Raw genomic sequence first — 20,417 nt, 5'->3', positions numbered from 1 at the left:
AGGCACAAGGTTCAAAGGCGGGAGCTTATCCGGGCCGCAGCGCTCAAAAAGCCCGCAAACTGCACATTCACAAGGCAATATCCGGGAATATGCCGGAACAAGGCCGGGTCACGGGGTAGATAGAGAGGCGAGGCCGAACACGGCAAGCAGGCACCAGGCCACCACCCAGAGCGGAGACTTCTTCAGTTGCAGCAGGCCAAACCCGACCAGCGCAATCACCAGGTCGGCAATGCCGGTAACGGCACTGGTAAATACCGGGTTATACAGCGCCGCCGCCAGCACCCCCACCACCGCCGCGTTGATGCCGGCGATCGCACCCGCGGAATAGCGATTGCCGGACAGCTTCTGCCACAGCGGCAAGACCCCCGCGACCAGCAGGAAGCCCGGCAAGAACAGGGCCAGGGTCGCGGTAATGGCACCGGATAGGCCACCGAGCCCGCTATCGAGGAGCGCGCCATAGAACGCGGCTACGGAAAAGAGTGGCCCCGGAATGGCCTGAGCCGCACCGTAACCGGCGAGGAAATCTTCCTGTGACAACCAGCCCGGTGCGACCACCGACTGCTCTAGCAACGGCAGCACCACATGGCCACCCCCGAACACCAAGGCACCGGCCCGATAGAACGCCTCGCCCACGGCCACCAGGCCACCCATCTGCTTTGCCGCCAGCGGCAGGCCAAACAGCAGCAGGAAAAACAGGACAATCAGCAGCAACCCGCTGCGCGGTGACACTGGCAAACCCAGCTCGACGGTAGAAGGCCTGCCTGCCTCCCTGAACGCCGCCAGTCCGATTACAGCCCCGGCCAGCACCGCCAGCAGCTGCGCGATGGCGGAGTCCTGCCACAGGATAAACACTGCAGCAGCCACTGCGAGCAGGCGCCTGGGCCAGTCCGGGCACAGCCCCTTCGCCATCGCCAGCACCGCCTGCGCCACCACCGCCAGCGCCACCAGCTTGAGCGCGTGCACCAGCAGCTGTTGCACCGCCTCCGGCATCTGCGGCAGGGCGGCGGCGAAAAGCAATAGCAGGATGACGGAAGGCAGGGTAAAGGCGATAAATGCCGCGAGTGCACCGGCCCATCCGGCCCGGGACAGTCCCAGACTGAAGCCCAGCTGGCTACTGGCCGGCCCCGGCAGGAACTGGCACACCGCCAGCAGCTGCGCGAACTGGGTATCGTCGACCCAGCGGCGCCTCTCCACCAGTTCAGTGCGGAAGTAGCCGATATGCGCGATGGGCCCGCCGAATGACGTGAGGCCAAGCTTCAGGAATGCGATGAAGACTTCGCGCCAGCTGCGCTCCCGGTTGTGCACCATTGATCAGATCCAGCGCCGCACCCGCGCACAGTAGTCGGCAAACGCCTCGGGAAACTTCTCCTGCAGGACACGCTCTTCCGGAGCAATCTGGAAGCGACTGATAAACAGCACGAAGAACACCAGCCAGAAAAAATTGAGCGGATTGCCGAACCAGATAGCGAACCCTGCCAGCACCAACAGCAGGCCAAGATACATAGGATTGCGGCTATAGCGGAAGATACCGAAGTCCACCAGGCTGGATGCCTCCTCAGGATTCATTGGGTTGACGGTGGTCTGCACACGGCGGAATGCGAGCAAGCCCGCAATACTCACAGCGAACCCGAGCAGTCCCACCAGTATTGCTACCGGCAACTGCCACGTCGCATTAAAATTTATTTCTGCCAAGGCACTGCTGGTACCCCACATTAACAGCACAACCGTCAGGCCAACTACCGGGGGTGGAATCTTGTTATTCATGCCCGCTCCTTGCGTGAAAGCAACGTTCCAGTCAGGTCAGATACTGCACCAAACCGCAGGCACAAAAAAGGCCGGCATGGCCGGCCTTTTCAAAGTTGCTTTCTCAATTACTGACGAATCCCTTCCACATCCAGCACCATTTCCACATGGGTAGCAGCCGGGCCGAGGCTCTTCTCGATATTGAAGTCCTTCAGCTTGAGCCTGGTGGTGCCGGTAAAGCCGGCGCGGTAACCACCCCACGGGTCCTTGCCCTCACCCACTTTCTCCGCATCGATCACGATGGAGCGGGTTACGCCATTCAGGGTCAGGTCCCCGGTAACCGCCATCTTGCCGTTGCCGCTGTCCTTGATCGAAGTACTGACAAACGTAGCCTTGGGGTGCTTCCTGACGTTCAGGAAGTCCTTGCTGCGCAGGTGCTTGTCGCGCTCTGCGTGGTTGGAGTCGACACTGGCGGTATCGATTTCCACATTGATACTGGATGCTTCCGGCTTGTCGGCATCGTAGCTGAAACCGCCATCAAAGGTATTGAAACGGCCGTGCAGCCAGCTGTAACCCAGGTGCTGGATCTTGAAGGTGATGGAAGCGTGCGCGCCCTTGGTGTCGATCTTGTAGTCGGCAGCGGTTGCCAGTGCAGACATCGCCAGAGTCGCTGTGGCGAGTGCTGCGGAAGCGAGGAGTTTTTTCATGTTATCTAGTCCCTTAGATAGAAGGGGTCAGAACCAAAGTTCTGACCCCAAGAATAATCCGACCCGATGGACTCAGAACCAGAGTTCTGACCCCATAAGTCTGAACACAGGGGTCAGAGCGCCTGCTCTGACCCCGCAAGTCCGAATCAATGGGGTCAGAGCTATCGCTCTGACCCCATTGATTTATCTTCGCGGCCTTTGAAACCACATCCTGCCCAGAGTTCCGTCTTTCTGGATGAACTGGTGATAAATCGCGGCAACCGCATGCACCCCCACTATAGCCATCAGGATATAGGCCAGCCACTCGTGCACCTCACCGGCAATATCCTCCTGGTTGACGATGAACTCGCCGAACCCGGGTGCCTCGAACCAGCCGAACACATCGATGCCGCGCCCGTCTGCGGTGGAGATCAGGTAGCCGGTCACAATCAACGCGAATATCAGGATGTACATGCCGACGTGGGCCACATGGGCGAGGAAGCGCTGCATGGGGGTATGGGCGTAAACCGGGTCCGGGTCCGGCGTCAGCAGGCGCCAGCCCAGGCGCAACAGCAGCCACAGGCCAAGCAGGATGCCCGCCGCCTTGTGAATGGCCGGCGCGCGCTGGTACCAGGCGTCGTAGTAATCCAGTTCCACCATCCACAGGCCGAGCCCGAACAGGCCGAGTATCACCAGTGCGGTGATCCAGTGGAACAGGATGGCGGCAGAGCCCCAGCGCTGTTCGGTGTTGAGCAGTCCTGAGCGGGGTGTGCTGGGCGAGAGAGACATGATGCGACCTGCTGAATCCTGAGTTTGAGACCTTATTACCATCATGGACGAACGGTCGACCCCGCCCTGCAGGCCCCTTTTGTATCAATTCGTATCAGCCAGCGCCACCCCCTCCCCCGGCGGGAGAGGCGATATGATATCTTTGCCGCAGCAGATATGGCGCCCAATTAAACAGCCGCAAAGAAGCCGGGTGCCACCGACGAGAATCGCGAGAACCCTATGCAATTACACTGGATCGACCTGGCCGTGCTGGCCGGCTATATGCTCGCCATGCTGTGGATGGGCTGGTATTTCTCCCGCCGCAACACCTCCACCGAGGAATACTTTGTTGGCAGCCGGCGCTTTTCCGGCTGGGTCATCGGCCTCAGCCTGGTGGGCACCTCCATCAGTTCCGTGACGTTCCTCGCCTACCCGGCCGACGCCTACAAGACCGCGTGGCTGCGCTACCTGCCAAACCTGATGCTGCCGATCGGCATACTGATAGCAGCCTATGTATTCCTGCCATTCTTCCGCCGCAAGAATGTCACCACCGCCTACCAGTACCTGGAAGACCGCTTTGGCCCGAGCGTGCGCGTCTACGGCGCCGCGGCCTTCGTCCTCGCACAGCTGGTGCGTATCAGCACCATCCTGTACCTGCTGTCGCTGCTGGTGCACGAAATGACCGGCCTCGATACCATCACCTGCATCGTGGTGAGCGGCGTGTTCGTGGCGGCCTACACCATCCTCGGTGGCATCAACGCGGTGATCTGGACCGACGTGATCCAGACCATCGTGCTGACCCTCGGCGGCCTGATCTGCCTGGCGATCATCGTGCACGCCCTGCCCGGCGGAATGGGGCAGATATTCGAGGTGGCCGGCGAGTTCAACAAGCTGTCATTCTCCGAGCTGCGTGCGGACGGGCAGCTGCACCCGGTGACCTGGGAGCTTTCTTTCGCGGAGAAGACCGCCACCATGATGCTGATTCTCGGCCTCACGTCCTGGCTGACCGAATACGCCAGCAACCAGAACACCGTGCAGCGCTACGTTGCCGCCCGCTCCACCGAGGAAGCGCGCCGCGGCATGTTTGTGTGCGCCGCTGCGAGCCTGCCAATCTGGGCGTTCTATATGTTCCTGGGCACTGCCCTGTTCGTGTATTTCCAGGCGTTCCCCGCCGTGGAAGCCACCGAAATGCTCGACGGCACGCGCAAGGCCGAGCAGATCCTGCCGTTCTTTATCATGAATGAACTGCCGGTGGGGCTGGTGGGACTGGTGATCGCCGCAGCGCTGGCGGCTGCCATGTCCTCGCTGGATTCCAGCATCAACGCCATTTCCACGGTGTCGGTGATCGATGCCTACAAGCGCCACATCGCCAAAGGCCGCGACGATCGCCACTACCTGCTGGTGGCCAAGTTGGTGGGCTGTGCCGCCGCGGCGTTTATGATCCTGGGCGCCATCTACATCTACGAATCCGAGACCAAGACCCTGCAGGACACCGCCACCATCCTGGTGTCGCTGCTCGGCGGCGGCCTGTTGGGCCTGTTTATGCTCGGCTTCTTCACTCGCCAGGCGGATGCGCGCGCAGCCTGGGTCGGCATCGGCTGCACCATGCTGTTTACCCTGTGGACCATCCTGGACAAGAAAGGCCTGCTGCCTGCGGCATTGCAGATGCCGTTCGATGCCTATTACACCGCGATCATCGGTAACCTGCTGATGTTCTTCGTGGGCTATGCGGCGGGACGCTGGCTGCTACCGGCGCGCAAGGACCTGACCAACCTGACCGTGTGGGAAAGAGCCTAGCGGGTGGCGTGCAGGAACTGGATATGGCGGTCGTAGTGCGCGAGCAGGTCATTGATCACCTGCTCGCGTGAATAGCCCAGGATGTCATAGTCCTGGCCGCCCTTGCGCAAGTGCACATCGGCGCGATAGTAATGGGTGTCTTCCGCCTCCTCTTCACCGCTCTGGGCCTCGTGTCGGGTCAGGTGCACGCCGTAGATAAAGTCCGGTTCCTCGCCGTAGTCCACGGTCAAAACCACCTTGTCGGTGTCGCGCACCACCTTCGCGTTCAGGCCCAGCTCCAGCAGTTCATCGCACACCATGCGCAGGGCCGGCCAGCAAGTTGTAGTCAGGAACAGGTGCGCATCGTCCTTCTCCTGCTCGGTCACCACTGCCTTCAGGCGGTCCTGCCAGGCGCCTCCGCCGGCAGATGCCGCCTGCCCCATATGGCGCACACGCATATCCATGCGGATCTTTTCATCGCTGAGCCCCTTGTAGAGCCCAAAGCACATCACCAGCATCACCGCGGCAAATGGCAGTGCACTCATGATGGATGCCGTCTGCAACGCCGACAGGCCGCCGGCCAGCAACAATATGGCGGCCACCGCACCCTCCGAGACCGCCCAGAACACCCGCTGCCAGGTGTGCGGATGCTCCCTGCCACCGGAGGTAATGGTGTCGATTACCAGTGAACCGGAATCTGCGGAGGTCACGAAGAACGTCACGATCAAAAGAGTCGCCAGGGTCGAAGTAAACGCGGCCCACGGGAACTGCTCCAGGAACTGGTACAGGGAAATTGGCAGGTTATCCTTGACGATCTCGGACAGGGAGCCCGGGTCCGCCTGCTCGATACCGAGGGCAGAATTACCCAGCACCGTCATCCACAGGAAGGTAAACCCCACTGGCACGAACAGCACCCCCATCAAAAACTCGCGGATGGTGCGCCCACGTGAAACCCGCGCGATAAACATCCCCACAAACGGTGACCACGCGATCCACCAGCCCCAGTAGAACAGGGTCCACTTGGACAGCCAGTCGGCGGAATCCACATAGGCGTACATATTGAACGTGCGCGGCAGCACACTGTCGAGGTAGGTGCCGATATTCTGCACGAACGCATTCAGGAGCTCGCCGGTATTACCAACAACCAGGATGAACAGCATCAGCGCCACCGCCATTACCAGGTTGCCGATACTGAGCCGTTTGATGCCCGCATCCAGCCCCGCCACCACCGAAAGCGTGGCAATGGCGGTGACCCCCGCGATCAGCAGTATCTGCACCGTCACGTTCTGGCCGACCCCGGTCAGGTGGCTGATACCCGCATTGATCTGCATCACCCCCAGCCCCAGGGAAGTCGCCACGCCAAACAGGGTGCCGAGTACCGCAAAAACATCGACGGCGTGGCCGATCGGCCCATAGATTTTGTCGCCGAGCAACGGATAGAGCGCCGAGCGCGGCGTCAGGGGCAGCTTGTGACGAAAGGAAAAGTAGGCGAGGCACATTCCCACCACCGCGTAGATCGCCCAGGCGTGAATACCCCAGTGAAAAAAAGTGATGGCCATGGCGTTACGCGCGGCCGACGGGGTCGACCCCGCCTGCAGTGGCGGCTCCACATAATGTGTCAGCGGTTCCGCCACGCCGTAAAAAATCAGGCCGATGCCCATGCCGGCACTGAACAGCATCGCGAACCAGGAGCGAAAGCCGTACTCGGGCTCCTCGTGATTGAGGCCCAGCTTGACATCACCGTAGCGGGAGAACATCAGCACAATGCAGAACACCGTGAAGAAGGCCACGGAAATCAGGTACAACCAGCCAAAGCGCTCGACGATGCCGGTTTGCAGGGCAGAAAACAGGCCCGCGGCCGACTTGGTGTACAGGGTGCCAAACAGTACGAAGGCACCGATCAGGATCGCGGCAGGCAGGGCAACCGGCAGGCTGAGCTGGCTTCTGGATCGAATACGCGCAAGTAATCCGTGCTCGCCGTTGCTGGACATGACATTCCTGGTCAGAATTTCGAATTTCTGTATTAAAGGTAGACAAGGTGCCGGGATGGCAGTTGATTTTTGCGGCAGCGTCTGCGTGAATAGGACAAACTCCCAGCCGGCTGCAGCCATGGAATACAAGGACGTTATCAACTTCTGGTTTAACGAAATCGACCCCAGCTACTGGTTTCGCAAGAGTGTGGACTTCGACCAGCTCTTGCAGCAGCGTTTTGGCAGGACCCTGGAATCGGCAAGCCGCTGCGAACTGGCACACTGGCGCGAGGCCCCGGATGGCCGCCTCGCCGAGATCATCGTGCTGGACCAATTCTCCCGCAATATCCACCGCGATACCCCCGGCGCTTTTGCCCAGGATGCGCTGGCACTGGCACTGGCGCAGGAAGCCGTGCACTGTGGCGCGGACCAGCAGCTTGAAACCCGCCGCCGCGTATTCTTCTACATGCCCTATATGCACAGCGAGTCGCCGGTGATCCACGCCCAGGCCGTGCGTCTGTATGACCAGCCGGGGATGGCAGACAGCCTCACTTACGAAAAGATGCACAAGGACATCATCGACCGGTTTGGCCGCTACCCGCACCGCAATGCGATCCTCGGGCGCGCATCGACCGCCGAGGAAATCGAGTTTCTGAAACAACCGGGATCAGGATTCTGAATTGAAACGAACAATCATATTGCTGCTGGCGCTACTGGCCAGCGCAACGAGCGCAGCCTATGAAGTGCGCGAGGTGACCATCCCCAGCAAAGGCATGGCACGTGCACACCAGGCTACCGTGGTGCTGTCCGACAGTTATGCCGAATCCGGCCAGCGTTACCCGGTGACCTATGCCCTGCATGGCTGGTCCGGCGCTCACAGCAACTGGACTGACAAGACCGCAATCGAACAACAGGCCGACCGGTTGCAGATGATTCTGGTGATGCCGGATGGCGCTTATGACAAGTGGTATGTGGACAGCCCGGTGCAGCGGGACTTTCGTTACCGTACCTATATTGGCCGCGAGGTGGTGGACTTTATCGATAGTCACTTCCGCACCATCGCGGCAAAGGGGCAGCGTGCGATCACCGGCCTCAGTATGGGCGGCTTCGGTGCGCTCAATATCGCCCTCAATACACCGGATACCTTCGGCGCGGTGGGCAGCATCAGCGGTGCGGTCGGCCCTCGTGGCCATTCGAGCAAATTCGGCCTGACCGATGTGTTCGGCGACCCGCAAAAGAACGCGGCATTCTGGGACCGGAAAACCATCGCCAACAATGCCGCGGCGCTCAAGGCCAGCGGCATGGCCATTACACTGGACTGCGGCAGTGACGACTTCCTGATCGAGGCCAACCGGCAGCTGCACCGCACCCTGCTGCAGGCTGGCGTGCGGCACGACTACACCGAGCGTCCAGGCGGGCACAGTTGGCCCTACTGGGACAACGCCATCGATTACCAGTTGTTATTTTTCTCGCGATTTTTCGACGGGAATAAATGAGTATCCCGAGTAAATTTTTAACGCCGCCAGCACGAGCAAATTAGTTCCCTAAAACTAACCCACTAAACCGTTAACGGCGAAGCTCTGGCTAGGCGAAAGCCTGCGAGGGAGCGGAGTTTATCGGGAATAAATGAGCATCACGAGCAGACTTTCAACAACGCCAGAGCGAGTGAGTTAGCTTTAGTAGCTAAACTCGACCCGGGGCTCTTCATCTCTATAAAGAAACTCCGGCCGGCACTCGATAAACTCATCCGGCTCGATGCCGCCCTCCACCAGCACGTCCTGGATCGCGCGTGAGCGATCCGCCGCCAGCTTCTGCAACATCAGGCGAGTAATCCTCGGCGGCATAAGCTTCGCATCCTCATCGTCGGTTTCCGCCAGGGTTTGCTCCAGCGTCTGTGGAAACAGCAGGCGCCAGTCCTCCCCTACCGAAATACCGCAGATGCCCGGGCGCGCATCCGGGTGCTCATGCAGCACCTCGATCATTTCCTGAAGCTGCCTGTCACCGGGCTGCACAGCGAATGAGCCCGGCTCGAAATAGTAAGGGTCGAAACTCGGGGTGCGAATCCGGCGCCAGGCGTGGCGCGCCAGCGTATAGAAGCCAACGGGCGTGAAGTAGCTGAACAGGCCCTCCATGATGGCGCGCTGGAGCAGGATACTGAACACGAAACTCGGGTTGAATTCCGGGTCCTCGATATCGCCGCTCACCGGCATATTGAAGCTCACGTTGCCCTGCCCGTCCTTCATGATCCACAGTGCCCAACTGAGCGGGATCAGGGTCTTGGGTATGGGAACCGCCAGGGATTCCTCGTCGCGTACCTGGCGTACCTTGATCTTGTTCAGCACCACCCGGCTCTGTGCCTCGAGCTGGTTATCCACGATGTGAATATTGAACTTGGCATCCAGCTCACCCTGCTGCACCGTATAGCCCAGCAGGTCCACCGAATAGGGATTTGCGGGAATCAGGTTGACCGTGGAGATATAGCCCGTCAGGTCGGCATTGACGTTGCCGGTATGCGGCGCAATATTCCCCGCCACCTGCAAGTCCCCGTATCGACCGACCTGCGCACCGAACAACAGCTTGCCCGGCGGGCTTTCCGGCGCCGTATCCAGCCCTGTCGCCGCGACATTGATTTTGCTCAGCGGCAGGCGCGACTCGTAGTGCTCCGTGGCGTCGATCCAGCTGAAGTTGCCGTCGGCAATCTGCACGTCGCCAACCCGGTAGGTAAAGGGGTTGCGCTCCAGTTCCCGATCGCGCTCCGCCATGTACTGTTCGTAAGTCATGCCGCGGGTACCAGCGATTTCCTCATCAATGGTCAGCTGGCCATCGAGTTCGCGCTGCAACATACCGTTCGGCCCGAGCGCCCGCAGTGAGTCCAGCACGAGGCGGTTCTGTTCCTGCTGGTAATCCAGGCCCGCAAGTTCCACTTCCTTCACATCGAAGTGCCAGGGGTGCATGGCCACCAGTAGCGCATGACCCTGCCGCTGGAGCAGTTTCAGGTCGCGCGCGCCGCCCGCCTGCAATGTCCAGTGGCCGGGCAGGATCGACAGCCCGAGCATACGCGCATCGGATACCGTGAGCGTCACCCGCTCCGCCGTTTTGTCGACCACTTCCAGTGTGTCGATGTTTACCTCACCGGCAACCCAGGAGAAGTCACTGGAAAGATCCAGGTGTACCGCGTCCTGCATCGCCACTGTGCCAGCGCGCACGCAGACCTGCTTGTCGCGACCGCCGTTGAACAGCAGGCAGCTGTCGACATCACTGAGGGAGAAGTCGTCCGTGGACAACTGCTGTCGCTGTTCATCCCAGCTGCCGGCGCCGAGTCTGGCACTGCCGACCTGGATACGCTCACGGGTTTCCAGTAAATCCTCCACCCGCAAATTCGCAACTCGAAACTCGCGAAAGTCCACCAGCATGTTGGCGGTCAGCGCGTCGGTGGTCTCGCCACTGAAAAACCATTCATCCATCCACAGGCAATGATGTACATTCTCGTCATAACCGGGCGCCATGCAGCCGGCATAACCCTGTACCTGCATGTCATCAGCGCGCACATATGCGCCATCTTGCTCCAGCCGTGTCAGTGACAGACGGCCGATGGCAAAAAGCGGCCCCGGGGTGGAAGCCGGGAACGTCGGCTCCCGCATTTCCAATCCGGCGAGCGACGTGTTGTAGAAATCCCATTCGCCAGTGCGCGCGTACTCAAACCGGTGCGGGGCGTCCAGGTTCGCGACATCCAGGGTGATGCAGGGTGCCAGCTCGCCTTTACCGGCTTTGGGCGCGCAGCCGGCCACCCCCGCGGTACTGGCACTGGCAAAGGACAGCAGCGTTTCATCCATATACAGGCCGGCAACAGACAGCTGGTCCACGCGGTATTCCACATTTGCGTTGGGCGTGGCGCGGGCAGTAAAGCCGCCGACACTGCCACTGGATAACTGCAGCGCAAATGGGCCGTCGTACTGCAGCTCCGCCGGCCCATCGATGGACATTGATTGCCAGGCAAAACAATCCGGAATCCAGCGCTCCGCCGGCTCCAGCCAGAAGTGCACACCACAAATGCGCATTGCTGTGGCGCTGCCCGCTTCCAGCGCTATACGCTGCGCATCAAAGGCGAGGCCACGGAACGACAACTCTTCCGCAACGATATTCGCGGGCATCTGCGCCGTATTTCCCAGCGCCACCTTGCGCAACGTGACGCTGCCGCTGGCCTCCACAGACTCACTACTGTCCCCGCTGATCTGCAGGGCGGTACTTTGCCCGCCATCCAGGCCGTCCAGCGCCAGGCAGCGCGGCAGGCCCAGGCTGGCAAAATCCTCCGGCAGCCAGGCCGGCAGCAGGCAACCGGAAAGCCGCTGTGCCGTCACGCCATCGAGCGTCACCGGGTACGGGCCCTGCGGAGCGGTGAAGTCCATGTGTACCCCGGGCACCGACAGCCCGGCAACATCGAGCATGTCGAGCTGGTCGCGATCGCGCAGTGAGAAGGCCTCCGCCTCCACTGCGGCAGCCTCCAGAAAGAAACCTTCGTCGTAAGAGATAGCCAGCGGCTGCGCGAATACCAGGTCTTTTGCATCGCCGCACAATGGCCAGTCTGCGGGAATAGGGGATTCGTCATACAGCAGCTGCTGCCAGGCAACCGGTAGGCAGCCGGCCAGGGTCTCCAGCTGCAGCTGCTCAAGCGCAATGGCATTGTCCTCGATCTGCACCGGCGCCGAATCGCCCTGCCACTGGTGGCGCAGCGCAAACCCCGTACCATCCAGCCCGGTCAGGGCAATGCTCTGTGCGCCGGGGCCGCCATCGCGACTGACAAATGCGGCCGTATCGGCCTGCAGCCGGTCTACCTGCACCAGTACCGCGTATTCTTCGTCACCTCCACTATCCTCTTCACTATCAAGTACGGCAAGCTCCCTGACCGCGACATGCAGACGACCGCCGATCTTCAGGTTGCTGGCGCGTGCACAGAGTGGCTCGCTGACGTCGTCAATCAGGCCCGCCGGCAGGCAGCCGTCCAGCTTGTCCAGGCTGCCATCGCGCATCGAAAACGGCGTCTCCGGGCCGAGGAAGATGGCGCCCTGCCAGTTGAGCCCCTGTACTGCCAGCAGCTCGGCCGCGCCCTTCTTGCGCAGCACCAACCGCTCCAGTGCCAGCGCACCGGTGGCGATGCCGAAACTGTCTTCACCCGCCGCATCGGCTTCCGCGATACCGAGTTTCAGTTCGCTGCGTCCGCTAAAGGTGAGCGCCGGCAGTTCGATACAGGCGACATCCGGCAGTGCCCATGCCTCCGGCAAACATCCCTGCAGGCCGCGGATGGCCAGGTTGCCAAATACGGCCCGCTTGCGTGCCTGTACATAGTCCAGGCTATCCAGATCCACAGACTCGAGCCGCACGCCTTTCGCCGGCGTATCCGGGTTTGTGAGGCTGAGATCGCGCAGGTGTATATCCGGCAGCTGCAGCGCGAAATTGTCGCGCAGTCGTACCCGCAGGTAATCATCAAAACCAAATGTCGCAATGCCGAGACAGGCACTGCCACTCGCCTCTGCCCATCGCGCCAGGTCCCGTGGCGGGCACCAACGGGCACCATTGAGATTGACGTCATAAAGGTCCAGCACCTGGCTGCTGGCGGCCCACTTGCCCTTGCCAAAGCGTGCCTGCTGCAACTGCAGTAGCGGCCGGTACTCACTGCGCAGGCGCAGTGCCAGGCCGCTCACTTCCGCGCCCTGCCAGTGAAAGTCTGCGGCATCCCCCCAGCGCATGCCCAGGGGTCCGAACAGCGACAGCGCACGAATTTCCAGGCAGTGCTCCGTTTGCGGCAGTGAGGCAAGCTGCTGCAGCAACGGCGACGCACAACCGGCAAAACGCTGGAACGCAAACTGGTCGATATCGAAGGCGCCGTCGTCCAGCATCAGGCCGCTAAGGGAAAGGTTGTGCAGGGAAAGATCGCGGCGGCCGCTGCCGGGCTCGCGTAACACAAGCGATGCCAGCGACAGGTCATCCACCCGCAATGCGGGGCCGCGCTCATCACTACCGGGATGAAATGCCAGCTGTTTCAGGTGCAGGCGCGACAGCTGCGCGCATTCCGTTGCCTGCGCGGCCTCCCCGGTTGCCAGGTCGTGCAGACACAGGGCCGTGTCCAGTGCGCGCAGGTTGTCGACCCGAAGCCCCCAGGCGCTACCGCCATCCCCGTCATCGGCCTCCCCGGGGATCGGCAGGGTAAAGCCGGCGACCTCGATTGTGCCCTTGGTGTTCGGCGTTTCCGATGTTGAAGGCGTTCCGTTTATTGCACCCGGTGCCTTGCGCGCCACGTCCAGGTGTACGCCGTCCAGCAGTATATGCTGCAGCTGCAGGCGCCGGCGCAGGAGGCCGAACCAGCTAAAATCCAGCGCCAGGTGATCGACTTTGAAACCGCGATCGTCCCGATTGCGCCCGCTGACGCCGTGCAACACCAGCCTCAGTGGTAGCGGTGCGATATCGACATGCTGTACTTCAGCTTCGATGCCCTCTGCGCGCAGCCAGCGCTCGACCACCCCAGGTAAAACCAGCGACACGCAAAACGAAAAAAGCGCCAGCACCAGCGCAACACCGGCAAGGCCCCACAGCAGCGCGGTGCCGCGGTCTTGGTCATGGCCGACTTGCTCAGGTTGACTTCCGGGTGACAACGCCTACTTCCGTTATGGGGCTGCTAACTGATCGTTGCGCCTGATGATTTCATTGTAGGCGTTAGCCGTTTGGGTTCAGGCGCCACTCCTGTGCCGGCGCATTTGCGCGTATCATTGTTGCGACCCAGACGATGCACTTTCACGGGAACACGGAACAGGCATGCAGGACTCTCCCAATTACCAGGACCTGGTCTTGATCGGCGGTGGACACGCCCACGCACTGACACTGATGATGTGGGCCATGAAGCCGCTGCCCGGTGTGCGCGTGACACTCATATCACCGCAGGTGCAGACACCCTACTCCGGCATGTTGCCGGGCCTGATTGCCGGCCACTACAGCTACGACGAGACCCATATCGACCTGACCCGCCTGTGCGCCGCCGTTGGCGCGCGCTTTATCGTCAGCAGCGCCACCGGTATCGACAGCGAGGCACGACAGATTGCACTGGACGGGCACCCGCCCATCGGTTTCGACCTCCTTTCCATCGATACCGGCGCCACCCCGGCGCACCAGTTACCGGGCTCGGAACACGCCATCCCGGTGAAGCCCATCAGTCGTTTTTATCCGCACTGGCAGGCGCTGCGCCAGCAGATCCGTGAGGAACACAGGGCGTTCGACCTGGCGGTGGTTGGCGCCGGTGCCGGCGGCTGTGAAATCGCCATGGCCATGGCGCACGCCCTGCAGGATGGGCTTCACAGCGGGCGTGTGAATATCCACCTGGTAAGCCGCAGCAAAAACGTACCCGAAGGCTACCCGCTGATGGCGCGCAAGCTGGCAGCAAGGGAACTGCGCCGGCTCGGCATCCGCGTGCATGCGCCCTGGGATGTGGCAGCAATCAATGACGACGGCCTGACCAGCAGCAGCGGCGCAACCCTGGCGCTGGATGCCGTATTCCTCTGCACCCAGGCGGCAGCACCGGCCTGGCTTTCAGGCACGGGACTCGCGCTGGATGAGGCCGGATTTGTGCGCGTAGACGAGACCCTGCGTAGCAGCCACGAGCGCATCTTTGCCGCCGGTGATGTCGCCGCATTCAGCCCACGCACTTTGCCCAAGGCCGGCGTTTACGCGGTGCGCCAGGCACCGTTCCTGTTTCACAACCTGCGCGCCACCCTGCTCGGTAAACCGCTGAAAAAATTCCGGCCGCAGCGGGACTTCCTCAGCATGCTCGCCTGCGGCGACAAGCGCGCTGTGGCTACCCGCAATGGCTTCGCCCTGGCCGGGCCACACATGTGGCGCTGGAAGAACCATATCGACCAGCAGTTTATGCAGCGCTTCCGCGAACTGCGCCCGATGGTGGAAAGCGAGGAAACCAAACCGGGCCTGTGGCGGCGTGAGAATGCGCCGGAACGGGTGGACAGCCGCGGCGGCGAATCCTTTCACGGCATGCGCTGTAATGGTTGCGGCGCCAAGGTGGGGGCGGATGCGCTGCAGCGTGCGCTGGCGGGCGTACCCGCACAGGAGAGTGAACACCTGCTGACCGGTATTGGCGATGATGCGGCGGTGCTCCAGGTACCGCCGGGCAAACTGCTGGTGCAGAGTTCCGACCAGCTGCGCCAGCTGGTACGCGACCCGTGGATTTTTGCGCGCATTGCCACACTGCACGCGCTGTCGGACCTGTTTGCCATGCACGCAACCCCGGCCAGCGCACAATTGCTTGCCACCATGCCACTGGCGGCCGGGCGCCTGACCGAGCGCGACCTGGCACTGGTCATGGACGGGGTGGTGATGGAGCTGAATCGCCACGGAAGCGTACTGAGCGGCGGTCACACCAGCGAAGGCACCGAGTTCCAGCTGGGACTGACAGTCAACGGTTTTGCCGATGCGGAACAACTGGTCGCCAAGCGCGGCGTGGCGCCGGGTGAACTGCTGATCCTGACCAAGCCCCTGGGAGTCGGTGCGGTATTTGCCGCCGAGGGTTTTGGCGAGGCAAAGGGGCGCTGGCTGCAGGCGGCTCAGGACAACATGCTGCTGAGCAATGGTCCCGCTGCGGAGATTCTGTTCCGTGCCGGCAGCAGTGCGCTGACGGATGTGACCGGTTTCGGCCTGCTCGGGCACCTGCTGGAAATGCTGGCCGAGAACAACGCCGGTCGGGATGCACAGCATACCCGGGCACTGGGCGCCGAACTCTGGTCAGAACCGCTGCCGCTGTTGCCAGGCGCCGCCAGCTGCGCGGAAAACAGCTGGCTCTCCAGCCTGCACCCGCACAATGCGCTGGCCTACGAACAGGTCAACAACGCGGCACGCTGGGCGGCGCTGCCGCACTGGGCCCTGCTGGCAGACCCGCAGACCGCCGGCGGCCTGCTGGCATCTGTGCCAGAGGCCAGTGCCGACCAGTGTATTGCGGAGCTGAAATCGGCCGGTTATTCCCATGCGGCGATTATCGGCAAGGTGATGCTGAAAAGAGAAAAGCCGGTAACCCTCGCGGATTACCGGCTTTAAAAAGGCTACGCCCTGCTACTGATTCTAAAGCGTCAACGGCGAAGTGCCGGGTCTAACGCCCCCGGCGCGAGCAAATCAGCTTTCAGGCTTGAATTTCCAGCCCTGGACAATCTTGAGGCCATACTTTTCGACCCACTCGTTCAGCTCTTTCGGGTTGCGCTTTTTCTTTTCAATAACGTTCTTGGTGTAGGGGTTGCGATAGGAGCCAACTTCCAGTTTCGGCTCCGGTGCCTTCGCAGCCTTGCCGTTGGCCTTGCTCACGCGCTTCGGCGCACCACCTTCCTCGCGCTTCACCACACGCGCAACGCGCGCTTTCAGGGTGGAGATATACTCCGGCGCTTCCGCATTGTTCAACTGGCCCAGCAGCCACTCCACGATATCGCCACCGCGGGCATCGTAGAATTCGTGCTCTTCCATTTTGTATTCCGCGGCCAGGTTGACCAGCGCCTTGTCAAAGGCAATCAGGCCCTGCTTGCGCAGTTCCGCCTTTTGCTTTTGCTCCTCGAGAAATTCAATCTTTGCCTTGTGCTCGGCAATCTGCTGCTCAATATTGTCGAAATCTAATTGCATCTGCGTTCCTTCATTATTCAATATTCGCCACCAGCCTCTGCGCTGGCGGGCGTTAATATCATTTCCGGATATCGCGATACCGGCCGCATTCATATGCGGCAAGTTTTAATTTTTATGACAGTGTCGCGCTAAATAACCCGGCCATCCTTTTATTGAATGAAATGACCGGATATTTCCCATAGCGTTATGAGCCGGCCATATGGACAGGCCGGCAGTCGGGTTCGGAATTGAAACCGGAGGCGCATAATAACGACATATTGGAAAAGTGCAACGCCGTTAATTAGATATCGGCACCCACTATTTAATTAGCACATATATCCGCGGATATCAGGGGGGCTTTTTTAATATCTTGGCCACCAGGGTATGCAGGAAGCCGATATCCTTGGCACTGGCACGATTCACCTTTTCCAGTGCCCAGCGGTGCAGGGTGGAGTCCGGCTCGAATGAAAGCGCCGGCAACAGCTCCCCCAGCTTTTGCCGCAACGCCTCAAGCTGCCCCGAAGCTGGCAGGCCGGATTCTGGGGATTCCGCCGGTATGCGGGAAAGCTCCCACGCATAGAGCATGACCGCCTGGCCAAGGTTCAGAGACGGGAAACTGGTCGCCAGCGGAATGCTGGTCAACACATGGCAGTGGGCCAGATCCGCGTTACTGAGACCGGATTCCTCACAGCCGAATACGAGTGCCACGCGCCCCACAGCGCCCTGCTGCTGCCTGAGCGTATCTCTCAGTTCAGCCGGGCCCAGCAGTTCGCGGAACTGCAGCCGCGGCTTGGCCGAGGTGGCCGCCACCAGTTCGCAGTCCGCCACCGCCTCACCCAGCCCGTCAAAGGCGCTGCAGTTATCCAGAATATCCCCGGCACCATGGGCGAGGATCCGCGCAGGCTTCTGCAGGTGTGCATCGCTGGCCACAATGCGTAATTCAGAAAAGCCCATGGTCTTGATGGCGCGACAGGCGGCGCCGACATTCTCGGGGACCTTGGGGGAATGCAGGACAAATACAATTTCCATGGATTTTTGGTGGTAACCGGCGCCACTGCGGATGACGGCGGCGGCTGCTCTACCCTATGCTTTCACTGTTTCCAATACAGCGTGTGATTATGGCGACTTCCAACCACAAACCCAATCATATGCCGTCCCTGGCGGCGGTGACCACGCCCTTCCCCCATCATATCGATGTGGACGCGCCGCTGTCTGAGGCCTCGGAGATGATGTCGCAACACAAAGTGCATCACCTTGCCGTCACCCGCGATGGCGACCTGGAAACCGTGATTTCCGCCAATGACATAGACCGCGCCTACAGCCCGGGTCACCGCTTCGAGGAGCAGGACCTGTACGTGCGCGATGTGTGCGCGCGCCGGCCCTACATTGCCGATATCCACGACCCGCTGGATAAGATCCTGCTGGCCATGGCCGATACCCATATCGGCTGCGTGCTGGTCATGCGCGAGGGGGAGCTGGTGGGCATCGTTACGGTGGCGGATGCACTGCGCTACTGCGCCAAGCACCTGGCGGAGCTCTACAGCCCCATCGACGACGAGGTCGCCTGAATCCGGTACACTCCCCGGCAATTCGATGCCACCGCCGGAGCCTGACTTGCGCCCTGATACCGACGATTACCTGTCACTGTTCCTCAACGATGTACCGCTGATGGACGTGCGTGCCCCGGTAGAGTTCAACAAGGGCGCCTTCCCCAGTGCGCGCAACGTGCCGCTGCTCGATGACATCCAGCGGGCCAAGGTGGGCACCCGCTACAAGGAACAGGGACAGGACGCGGCAATCGAACTGGGCTGGCAACTGGCTACCAAAAAAGTCCGCGCCCAGCGCCTGGAGGACTGGAGCGCATTCACCCACGACAACCCGGAGGGCTACCTCTACTGCTTTCGCGGCGGCCTGCGCTCGCGCACTACACAAAAAATGTTGCGCGAGGCTGGCGTCGACTACCCGCTGGTCATCGGCGGCTACAAGGCCATGCGCACCTGCCTGCTGGAACAGCTGGAGCGACTGACCGAAAAACTCTCGTTTATCGTCATTGCCGGCTCCACCGGTTCCGGCAAGACCGACCTGCTGCGCCATAGAAGGCGCGCGGTATGCCTGGAGTCCCTGGCCAACCACCGCGGTTCCGCCTTTGGCCGCAACCTGGCACCACAGCCAAGCCAGATTTCGTTCGAGAACGCGCTCAGCATTGCGCTGCTGAAACTGGAACAGCTGGGCGAAGGGCCGATTTTTGTCGAAGACGAAAGCCACCTGATCGGGCGCTGCGCCCTGCCCACCAACTTCCTGCACAAGCTCAAGGCCTCACCCACGGTGCTGGTGGACGAGCCACCCGGGCGGCGCGCGCAACGTATCGTGCGCGACTATGTCACCGACCGGCTGCCGGAGTATGTAGAGTATTTCGGCGAGGAAGCGCGCCCACGCATGATCGAGGACCTGCGCGGAAACCTCGGCCGCATCAAAAGGCGCCTGGGTGGATTGCGTTATCGGGAACTGGACGAGCAGCTGGAAGCGGCGGGCACCGTTTTTTGTTCCGACGGTACTGCGGACGGCATAGTGCCGGTGGTCGAAGTGCTTTTGTCCGGCTACTACGACGGCATGTACGGCTACCAGCTGGAGCAACAGCAGGGCAAGCGCCTGTTCCGGGGGGACTGGCGACAGGTGGCGGACTGGCTGGCAGAACAAGAGGGGTCAGAGTCAAAACGATGAATGGGGTCAGAGTAAAAACTCTGACCCCGGAAATCAGATGGGTGGGGTCAGAGTGAACACTCTGACCCCAGTTATAGATTTAACACCACCTTCCCCACAGACCCGCCGCTGCGCAGACACTCAATCGCCTCGTGCGCCTGCTCAAACGGGAACTCGTGCCCGACGTGCGGCGCGGGCAGCCCCATCCCAGCACAGCCTTCCAACAAGCTGTCGAACAGTGCCTGCTCCTGCCACAGCCAGATCAGGTTGAAAGCCAGTACCGACTTGTTATCGCTGATCATGCCCATCACATCGTAACGCGGCCGCTTCAGGTACAACCACGCCGCCTTCAGCCAGCTGGGTTTATCACCCGGGGTAAATTCCGCCGCGCCAAACACCACCAGCCGCCCTGTCGGCGCCAGCGCATCAAACGAGGCCTTCTGCACCGCACCGCCAATACCGTCCAGCACCGCGTGCATCGGGCGGCCGCCGAGCTGTGCCTTGAGCTGCGACGCAAAGTCGCGGTCGCGCACAATGACTTCCTCGAAGCCCAGGCCCTGCAGGAAAGCTTTCTTGCTCTCCGAACTGACCGTGCCGATCGGCACAGCGCCCATTTCACGCAGCATACGCATGGCCTGCAGGCCGACGCCACCGGCAGCACTCTGCACCAGCACCAACTGTCCCGGTTTGACCGCGCCGAGATCCGTCAGCGCGTAATAGGCCGTGAGGCTCTGCACCGGGAATGCCGCGCCCTCGGCGAAACGCCAGCCATCCGGCAGCCTCCGGCAATGCTGTGGCAGCACATCCACGGTATCCGCATAGCCGCCGAAACGGATGCAACCGTATACGCGATCCCCCACCTTGAGATCCGTATTCGCGGAGTCACCGATGGCGCTGACGGTGCCGGAAAATTCAAGCCCGGGAACAAAACTGCCATCCGGGGTGGCGGAATAGAGGCCGGTCAGCGCAAAAATATCGGCAAAATTGAGCCCGACCGACGCCACCGAGATACGGATTTTTTCCGCTTCCAGTGGAGCCAGTTTTTCTTCGACCAGTTTGAGATTGTGAATGGCACCGGCTTTCTGCGTACGCCAGACGCGACGGGATTCCTGCATAATAGGTTCTGGTTATTTTTATT

At 61.2% G+C, this 20,417-nt stretch carries 15 protein-coding genes; 6 read left to right on the top strand and 9 right to left on the bottom strand.

Features of this window, described 5'->3' with window-relative positions; genetic code table 11:
* Positions 1 to 108: 108 nt before the first annotated feature.
* The 4 genes from chrA to QSJ80_RS11500 form a co-directional block, all read right to left on the bottom strand.
* Positions 109 to 1,308: a chromate efflux transporter gene (gene chrA / locus QSJ80_RS11515; RefSeq protein ID WP_285764600.1), complete on the bottom strand. Its 1,200-nt coding sequence runs from the start codon at positions 1,306 to 1,308 to the stop codon at positions 109 to 111.
* A 3-nt stretch (positions 1,309 to 1,311) separates the two neighbouring features.
* Positions 1,312 to 1,764: a methyltransferase family protein gene (locus QSJ80_RS11510; RefSeq protein ID WP_285764599.1), complete on the bottom strand. Its 453-nt coding sequence runs from the start codon at positions 1,762 to 1,764 to the stop codon at positions 1,312 to 1,314.
* A 107-nt stretch (positions 1,765 to 1,871) separates the two neighbouring features.
* Positions 1,872 to 2,450, bottom strand: a complete 579-nt coding sequence (locus QSJ80_RS11505; RefSeq protein ID WP_285764598.1) for a YceI family protein — start codon at positions 2,448 to 2,450, stop codon at positions 1,872 to 1,874.
* A 183-nt stretch (positions 2,451 to 2,633) separates the two neighbouring features.
* A complete protein-coding gene (locus tag QSJ80_RS11500; RefSeq protein WP_285764597.1) occupies positions 2,634 to 3,218 on the bottom strand; it encodes a cytochrome b in 585 nt (194 codons plus the stop codon).
* 219 nt (positions 3,219 to 3,437) lie between these two features.
* On the opposite strand from QSJ80_RS11500, the gene QSJ80_RS11495 reads away from it, so the two are divergent.
* Complete coding sequence (locus QSJ80_RS11495; protein ID WP_285764596.1) at positions 3,438 to 4,994, top strand: sodium:solute symporter family protein; 1,557 nt, start codon at positions 3,438 to 3,440, stop codon at positions 4,992 to 4,994.
* Here the strand turns inward: QSJ80_RS11495 and QSJ80_RS11490 are convergent.
* Positions 4,991 to 6,964, bottom strand: a complete 1,974-nt coding sequence (locus QSJ80_RS11490) for a BCCT family transporter (protein WP_285764595.1) — start codon at positions 6,962 to 6,964, stop codon at positions 4,991 to 4,993. The genes QSJ80_RS11495 and QSJ80_RS11490 overlap by 4 nt on opposite strands.
* 85 nt (positions 6,965 to 7,049) lie before the next feature.
* On the opposite strand from QSJ80_RS11490, the gene QSJ80_RS11485 reads away from it, so the two are divergent.
* Together QSJ80_RS11485 and QSJ80_RS11480 are read left to right on the top strand one after the other, a co-directional pair.
* Positions 7,050 to 7,622 carry a DUF924 family protein gene (locus QSJ80_RS11485; protein WP_352176388.1) on the top strand — a complete coding sequence of 191 codons (573 nt, stop codon included), beginning with the start codon at positions 7,050 to 7,052 and terminating at the stop codon, positions 7,620 to 7,622.
* Between the two features lies 1 nt (position 7,623).
* Positions 7,624 to 8,439, top strand: coding sequence for an alpha/beta hydrolase (locus QSJ80_RS11480; RefSeq protein ID WP_285764594.1), 816 nt, complete (start codon positions 7,624 to 7,626; stop codon positions 8,437 to 8,439).
* Between the two features lie 180 nt (positions 8,440 to 8,619).
* Here QSJ80_RS11480 and QSJ80_RS11475 read toward each other — a convergent pair whose 3' ends face one another.
* Positions 8,620 to 13,590 carry a DUF748 domain-containing protein gene (locus QSJ80_RS11475; RefSeq protein ID WP_285764593.1) on the bottom strand — a complete coding sequence of 1,657 codons (4,971 nt, stop codon included), beginning with the start codon at positions 13,588 to 13,590 and terminating at the stop codon, positions 8,620 to 8,622.
* 160 nt (positions 13,591 to 13,750) lie between these two features.
* On the opposite strand from QSJ80_RS11475, the gene selD reads away from it, so the two are divergent.
* The gene (gene selD, locus QSJ80_RS11470) at positions 13,751 to 16,030 is read left to right on the top strand and encodes a selenide, water dikinase SelD (RefSeq protein ID WP_285764592.1); all 2,280 of its coding nucleotides are present in this window, start codon (positions 13,751 to 13,753) and stop codon (positions 16,028 to 16,030) included.
* A 75-nt stretch (positions 16,031 to 16,105) separates the two neighbouring features.
* Here the strand turns inward: selD and QSJ80_RS11465 are convergent, their stop codons facing one another.
* Positions 16,106 to 16,600 carry a hypothetical protein gene (locus QSJ80_RS11465; protein ID WP_285764591.1) on the bottom strand — a complete coding sequence of 165 codons (495 nt, stop codon included), beginning with the start codon at positions 16,598 to 16,600 and terminating at the stop codon, positions 16,106 to 16,108.
* 327 nt (positions 16,601 to 16,927) lie between these two features.
* On the bottom strand, positions 16,928 to 17,608 hold the full coding sequence (locus tag QSJ80_RS11460) for a tRNA/rRNA methyltransferase (RefSeq protein ID WP_285764590.1): 681 nt from the start codon (positions 17,606 to 17,608) through the stop codon (positions 16,928 to 16,930).
* 89 nt (positions 17,609 to 17,697) lie between these two features.
* Here QSJ80_RS11460 and QSJ80_RS11455 point away from each other — a divergent pair, with 89 nt between their 5' ends.
* Together QSJ80_RS11455 and mnmH are read left to right on the top strand one after the other, a co-directional pair.
* Entirely contained in the window at positions 17,698 to 18,147 is a 450-nt protein-coding gene (locus tag QSJ80_RS11455) for a CBS domain-containing protein (RefSeq protein WP_285764589.1), read from the top strand.
* A 46-nt stretch (positions 18,148 to 18,193) separates the two neighbouring features.
* On the top strand, positions 18,194 to 19,300 hold the full coding sequence (gene mnmH / locus QSJ80_RS11450; RefSeq protein WP_285764588.1) for a tRNA 2-selenouridine(34) synthase MnmH: 1,107 nt from the start codon (positions 18,194 to 18,196) through the stop codon (positions 19,298 to 19,300).
* Positions 19,301 to 19,371: 71 nt separating this feature from the next.
* On the opposite strand, the gene QSJ80_RS11445 is transcribed toward mnmH, so the two are convergent.
* Entirely contained in the window at positions 19,372 to 20,394 is a 1,023-nt protein-coding gene (locus QSJ80_RS11445; RefSeq protein WP_285764587.1) for a zinc-binding dehydrogenase, read from the bottom strand.
* Positions 20,395 to 20,417 lie beyond the last annotated feature (23 nt).

Origin of the sequence: Biformimicrobium ophioploci (assembly GCF_030270605.1) — a bacterium.
Taxonomy (GTDB): domain Bacteria; phylum Pseudomonadota; class Gammaproteobacteria; order Pseudomonadales; family Cellvibrionaceae; genus Biformimicrobium; species Biformimicrobium ophioploci.
This window is presented reverse-complemented; position numbering and strand designations above follow the sequence as displayed.

Excerpts from the sequence above, each read along its gene's own strand:
- QSJ80_RS11445 (WP_285764587.1), bottom strand. The coding sequence starts at position 20,394 with ATGCAGGAATCCCGTCGCGTCTGGCGTACGCAGAAAGCCGGTGCCATT.
- QSJ80_RS11505 (WP_285764598.1), bottom strand. The coding sequence starts at position 2,450 with ATGAAAAAACTCCTCGCTTCCGCAGCACTCGCCACAGCGACTCTGGCG.
- chrA (WP_285764600.1), bottom strand. The coding sequence starts at position 1,308 with ATGGTGCACAACCGGGAGCGCAGCTGGCGCGAAGTCTTCATCGCATTC.
- QSJ80_RS11510 (WP_285764599.1), bottom strand. The coding sequence starts at position 1,764 with ATGAATAACAAGATTCCACCCCCGGTAGTTGGCCTGACGGTTGTGCTG.
- QSJ80_RS11460 (WP_285764590.1), bottom strand. The coding sequence starts at position 17,608 with ATGGAAATTGTATTTGTCCTGCATTCCCCCAAGGTCCCCGAGAATGTC.
- QSJ80_RS11455 (WP_285764589.1), top strand. The coding sequence starts at position 17,698 with ATGGCGACTTCCAACCACAAACCCAATCATATGCCGTCCCTGGCGGCG.
- QSJ80_RS11490 (WP_285764595.1), bottom strand. The coding sequence starts at position 6,964 with ATGTCCAGCAACGGCGAGCACGGATTACTTGCGCGTATTCGATCCAGA.
- QSJ80_RS11465 (WP_285764591.1), bottom strand. The coding sequence starts at position 16,600 with ATGCAATTAGATTTCGACAATATTGAGCAGCAGATTGCCGAGCACAAG.
- QSJ80_RS11500 (WP_285764597.1), bottom strand. The coding sequence starts at position 3,218 with ATGTCTCTCTCGCCCAGCACACCCCGCTCAGGACTGCTCAACACCGAA.
- QSJ80_RS11495 (WP_285764596.1), top strand. The coding sequence starts at position 3,438 with ATGCAATTACACTGGATCGACCTGGCCGTGCTGGCCGGCTATATGCTC.
- selD (WP_285764592.1), top strand. The coding sequence starts at position 13,751 with ATGCAGGACTCTCCCAATTACCAGGACCTGGTCTTGATCGGCGGTGGA.